Origin of the sequence: Candidatus Symbiopectobacterium sp. (assembly GCF_020054415.1) — a bacterium.
In the GTDB taxonomy this organism is placed as follows: Bacteria; Pseudomonadota; Gammaproteobacteria; order Enterobacterales; family Enterobacteriaceae; genus Symbiopectobacterium.
Genome location: NZ_JAHWCO010000467.1, coordinates 1 through 4,555, shown reverse-complemented (window position 1 = coordinate 4,555; position 4,555 = coordinate 1). Strand labels below are relative to the sequence as shown.

The window sequence follows — 4,555 nt, the reverse complement described above, 5'->3', positions numbered from 1 at the left end:
TTGAGCAGGCCGGCTTTGTGTTTGATTATGGGATTGTTAGTATGAAGCATGAGAGTTACCTCGCGTTTTGTTTAAGGATTAGACACCCATATCAAAACCGGTAATTCTCAACCTTTCAAGGTCCAGTGTCAGATCTAGTCGCGACTAATACAAATTATTGCTGCGATCCACGATGCCTATTTTGAGGCTGGCGCGGATATTATCGAAACCAACACCTTTAACGCCACGCCGATCGCGATGGCCGATTACGACATGGCCTCACTGTCGGCGGAGATTAACCTGGTGGCGGCACGACTGGCTCGCGCCAGTGCGGACAAATGGACGGCGCAAAACCCGGCCAAGCCGCGCTATGTGGCAGGCGTATTGTCCCCAACCAACCGCACGGCATCCATTTCTCCGGATGTGAACGACCCCGCTTACCGTAATATCAGTTTCGATCAGTTGGTCGATGCCTATCGATAATCAACCCGCGCGTTGGTTGAGGGGGGCGTCGATATCATCATGATTGAAACCATCTTTGATACCCTGAACGTCAAAGCCGCCGTGTATGCGGTAGAAACCGAATTCGACGCGCTCGGTATTGAACTGCCAGTGATGATATCTGGTACCATTACCGACGCCTCTGGTCGTACCCTGTCAGTGCAAACCACGGAAGCGTTTTACAACTCACTGCGCCATGCGCGCCCGCTCTCTTTTGGCTTGAACTGTGCGCTCAGGCAGGATGAGTTGCGTCGGTCGTGTATTCAATATGTTGATTGCAGCGTGAAATGTCCGGTTTTGGATGTGAAATACAGTGGCTAAAGTTGATGTAAGATGCCCGTTTTGTGAACAGACATCTCCTGTGAAAAAACACGGTTATGGCAAAAGTGGCCATCAGCGTTACCGTCGTCAGTCATGCAAACACGGATGGCTACAGTGCTTACAACGACGAACTTCCAAGAGTAAAACACATTGTTAGCAAGCTGTATACACAGCGTATTGAGCGTGCACATCTGACACTGCGTAACCGATTGCAACGGCTCAATCGCAAGACGCTCGGATATTTAAAATCATCCGAAATGCACGATAGGATCATCGGTACTTACATCGAACGCGAGTACTACGTTTTATGCTACATCAACTCATTGAATACACGACCGTTGCGTCAATACGTGGCGGAACTATCCCGCGTCGCCGAGTGCTATGTCTCTGCTCACCCTAACGCGGGCCTGCCGGATGCGTTCGGCGAATACGATCTCGATGCTGCCGATATGGCGGTGCATATTGTGGAATGGGCGCGATCTGGTTTCCTCAATATTGTCGGTGGCTGCTGCGGTACAACACCGCAACATATTGCTGCCATTGCCAAGGTGGTTGACGGCGTTGCGCCACGCACGCTGCCTGAGATCCCGGTGGTGTGCCGCCTTGCCGGGCTGGAGCCATTGACCATTGATGCGGCGACGCTGTTCGTTAACGTAGGGGAACGGACTAACGTAACCGGTTCGGCACGTTTCAATCGCCTGATAAAAGAAGAAAAATACGGCGAAGCGTTGGATGTTGCTCGCCAGCAGGTCTAGAGCGGTGCACAGATTATCGACATCAACATGGATGAAGGCATGTTGGATGCTGAAGCGGCCATGGTGCGCTTTCTCAACCTGATTGCCGGTGAGCCGGATATCGCCCGTGTACCGATCATGATCGATTCCTCCAAGTGGGAGGTGATTGAGAAAGGGCTGAAGTGTATTCAGGGCAAAGGCATCGTGAACTCTATTTCGATGAAAGAGGGGCTCGACGTCTTCATCGATCACGCACGTCAGGTGCGACGTTACGGTGCTGTCATGGTGGTGATGGCGTTCGATGAAGTGGTGCAGGCGGATACCCGTGCGCGCAAAATCGAGATTTGTCGCCGTGCCTACCAGATCCTGACGCAAGAGGTTGGCTTCCCACCGGAAGACATCATCTTTGACCCGAATATCTTTGCCGTTGCCACCGGTATCGAAGAGCATAACAACTATGCCGTGGATTTCATCGAAGCCTGCTCGGATATCAAGGAACAGTTGCCGCACGCGATGATCTCCGGCGGCGTCTCGAACGTGTTGTTCTCCTTTCGCGGTAACGAACCGGTGCGCGAAGCGATTCACGCCGTGTTCCTCTATCACGCGATTCGCAACGGGATGGACATGGGGATCGTCAACGCTGGCCAGTTAGCCATCTATGACGATTTGCCCGCCGAACTGCGTGTGCCGTAGAAGGGCTTTGTTGAATAAATAGATATTATGCTGCGTAGCCATAAAGGCTGCGGATTCCCTTGGCGTAAAATCAGTATGTTAAATCCAGAGCGTGGTGATGCATCCCGGAGCGATCAGCATTTTAATCCAAAACAGGCGTGTCATAACAGCATTATTCCCTATTATTCAACAAAGCCCCGTAGAAGATGTGGTGCTCAACCGCAGTGACGATGGCACAGAGCGGTTGCTGGAGATGGCAGAACTCTATCGCGGCAGCAAAACCGATGATGAGAGCAACAAAACGCAAGCGGAATGGCGCGGCTGGCCAGTGAAAAAGCGTCTGGAATACGCGTTGGTTAAAGGCATTACCGAATTTATCGAACTGGATAACGAGGAAGCACGTCAGGAAGCCTCTCGCCCTATCGAAGTGATTGAAGGGCCGCTGATGGATGGGATGAACGTGGTGGGCGACCTGTTCTACGCGGGAAAAATGTTCCTGCCTCAGGTGGTGAAATCCGCGCGTGTGATGAAGCAGGCGGTGGCTTACCTGCAACCCTACATTGAGGCGAGCAAGGCCAAAGGCAGCAGCGCAGGCAAGGTATTGCTGGCGACGGTGAAAGGCTACGTGCACGATATCGGCAAAAACATCGTCGGCGTGGTGTTGCAGTGCAACAACTACGAGATTATCGATCTTGGCGTGATGGTGCCGACCGAGAAAATCCTGAAAACCGCCCGTGAAGAAAGCGTCGATATTATCGGCCTGTCTGGGCTGATCACACCGTCGCTGGATGAAATGGTCAACGTTGCGAAAGAGATGGAGCACCAGGGCTTCACGCTGCAGCTGCTGATGGGCCGCGCAACCACCTCCAAAGCGCACACGGCGGCGAAGATCGAACAGAATTACAGTGGCGCGACGGTGTATGTGCAGAACGCCTCGCGCTCTGTCGGCGCTGCTGTCGGATAGCCAGCGCGATGAGTTTGTGGCGCGCACCCGCAAAGAGTATGAAACCGTGCGCATTCAGCACGGGCGTAAGAAACCGCGTACTCCGCCAGTAACCTTGGCGGCGGCCCGCGCTAATCACAGCCCGTTGGATTGGGATGACTACACGCCGCCAGTGGCACACCGTGTTGGTGTGCAGGCCGTCACTGCCAACATTGAAACTTTGCGCAACTATATCGACTGGACGCCGTTCTTTATGACCTAGTCGTTGGCAGGCAAGTATCCGCGCATTCTGGAAGATGATGTGGTCGGTGAAGAGGCCAAGCGCCTGTTTGCCGATGCGAACGCCATGCTTTATACCCTCAGTGAGCAGGGAACACTGAATCCGCGCGGTGTGGTGGGCTTGTTCCCCGCGAATCGGGTAGGGGATGATGTTGAGGTGTATACCGACGAGCGCCGCGATGAGGTACTGTTGGTGACTCACCACTTGCGTCAGAAAACGGAAAAAACGTATTTCCCTAACTACTGTCTGGCGGATTTTGTTGCGCAAAAAACCTGTGGCAAACCGGACTATCTCGGCGCGTTTTCCGTCACCGGGGGGTTGGAGGAGGACGCACTGGCGGAGGCCTGGGAAGCGCAGCACGATGATTACAATAAGATCATGGTGAAAGCGCTGTCAGATCGTCTGGCGGAGGCGTTTGCGGAATACCTGCATGAGCGAGTACGTAAGGTGTATTGGGGCTATGCCGCTAACGAAAATATCAGCAACGAAGAACTGATTCGTGAAAATTATCAGGGTATTCGTCCGGCACAGGGCTATCCCGCCTGCCCTGATCACACGGAAAAAGCGCAAATCTGGCAACTGCTTGATGTAGAAAAGAACACTGGCATGAAGTTGACTGAATCCTATGCCATGTGGCCGTGTGCCTCGGTCTCGGGCTGGTATTTCAGTCATTCGGAAAGCAAATATTACGCTGTGGCGCAGATTCAGCGCGATCAGGTTGAAGACTAGCCGCGCGTAAAGGCATGTCAGTGGCCGATGTCGAACGCTGTCTGGCCCCCAATCTGGGGTATGATGCGGATTAACCCCGCACGATAAGCAAGGATGCTGTTTTGCTTTTGTTGTTAACCATAGTGCAATCGGGATATTTTTGTTTCGGCAAGCAAGCTGTTTGCTTGCCCGAATCACTTATCATTCGTATCGATGGATGCGTTATGAGCTATGCCTATTCATTTTTTTCCCTTATATCGGCTTTGTTGAATAAATCAGAACTTGTGACGACTGCGCCCCATACGGGTCGATTGTTACGTGATGCGAATACTGTTCGGCATTCCTAATAGCGTGATCCGGTTAAGCGCTTTGACCATGGCCATGGCTTCACCCACCTGAGCATCGTAGTCTCTCAGA

2 protein-coding genes and 5 pseudogenes are annotated in these 4,555 nt (G+C 52.7%); 5 read left to right on the top strand and 2 right to left on the bottom strand.

Annotated elements, in window-relative coordinates; all coding sequences use genetic code 11:
* Positions 1-165: 165 nt before the first annotated feature.
* Positions 166-735 (top strand): annotated as a pseudogene (locus QZ506_RS13790) (homocysteine S-methyltransferase family protein); the annotation flags it as partial.
* On the opposite strand, the gene QZ506_RS13785 reads toward QZ506_RS13790, so the two are convergent.
* Positions 713-874, bottom strand: coding sequence for a hypothetical protein (locus QZ506_RS13785; RefSeq protein ID WP_291971785.1), 162 nt, complete (start codon positions 872-874; stop codon positions 713-715). The pseudogene QZ506_RS13790 and the gene QZ506_RS13785 overlap by 23 nt on opposite strands.
* Here QZ506_RS13785 and QZ506_RS13780 point away from each other — a divergent pair.
* The 4 genes and pseudogenes from QZ506_RS13780 to QZ506_RS13765 all read left to right on the top strand — a co-directional run.
* A pseudogene (locus QZ506_RS13780) lies at positions 794-1,109 on the top strand (IS1 family transposase); the annotation flags it as partial. The gene QZ506_RS13785 and the pseudogene QZ506_RS13780 overlap by 81 nt on opposite strands.
* A 15-nt stretch (positions 1,110-1,124) precedes the next feature.
* Positions 1,125-2,219: pseudogene (locus tag QZ506_RS13775) on the top strand (dihydropteroate synthase); the annotation flags it as partial.
* Positions 2,220-2,303: 84 nt separating this feature from the next.
* On the top strand, positions 2,304-2,435 hold the full coding sequence (locus tag QZ506_RS13770) for a hypothetical protein (protein WP_291971783.1): 132 nt from the start codon (positions 2,304-2,306) through the stop codon (positions 2,433-2,435).
* Positions 2,407-4,233: pseudogene (locus QZ506_RS13765) on the top strand (vitamin B12 dependent-methionine synthase activation domain-containing protein); the annotation flags it as partial. The gene QZ506_RS13770 and the pseudogene QZ506_RS13765, both read left to right, overlap by 29 nt.
* 219 nt (positions 4,234-4,452) lie before the next feature.
* Here the strand turns inward: QZ506_RS13765 and QZ506_RS13760 are convergent.
* Positions 4,453-4,555 (bottom strand): annotated as a pseudogene (locus QZ506_RS13760) (IS5/IS1182 family transposase); the annotation flags it as partial.

What these genes read in the sequence shown, in the direction of transcription:
- QZ506_RS13785 (WP_291971785.1), bottom strand. Translation starts at nt 874, where the DNA reads ATGGCCACTTTTGCCATAACCGTGTTTTTTCACAGGAGATGTCTGTTC.
- QZ506_RS13770 (WP_291971783.1), top strand. Translation starts at nt 2,304, where the DNA reads ATGTTAAATCCAGAGCGTGGTGATGCATCCCGGAGCGATCAGCATTTT.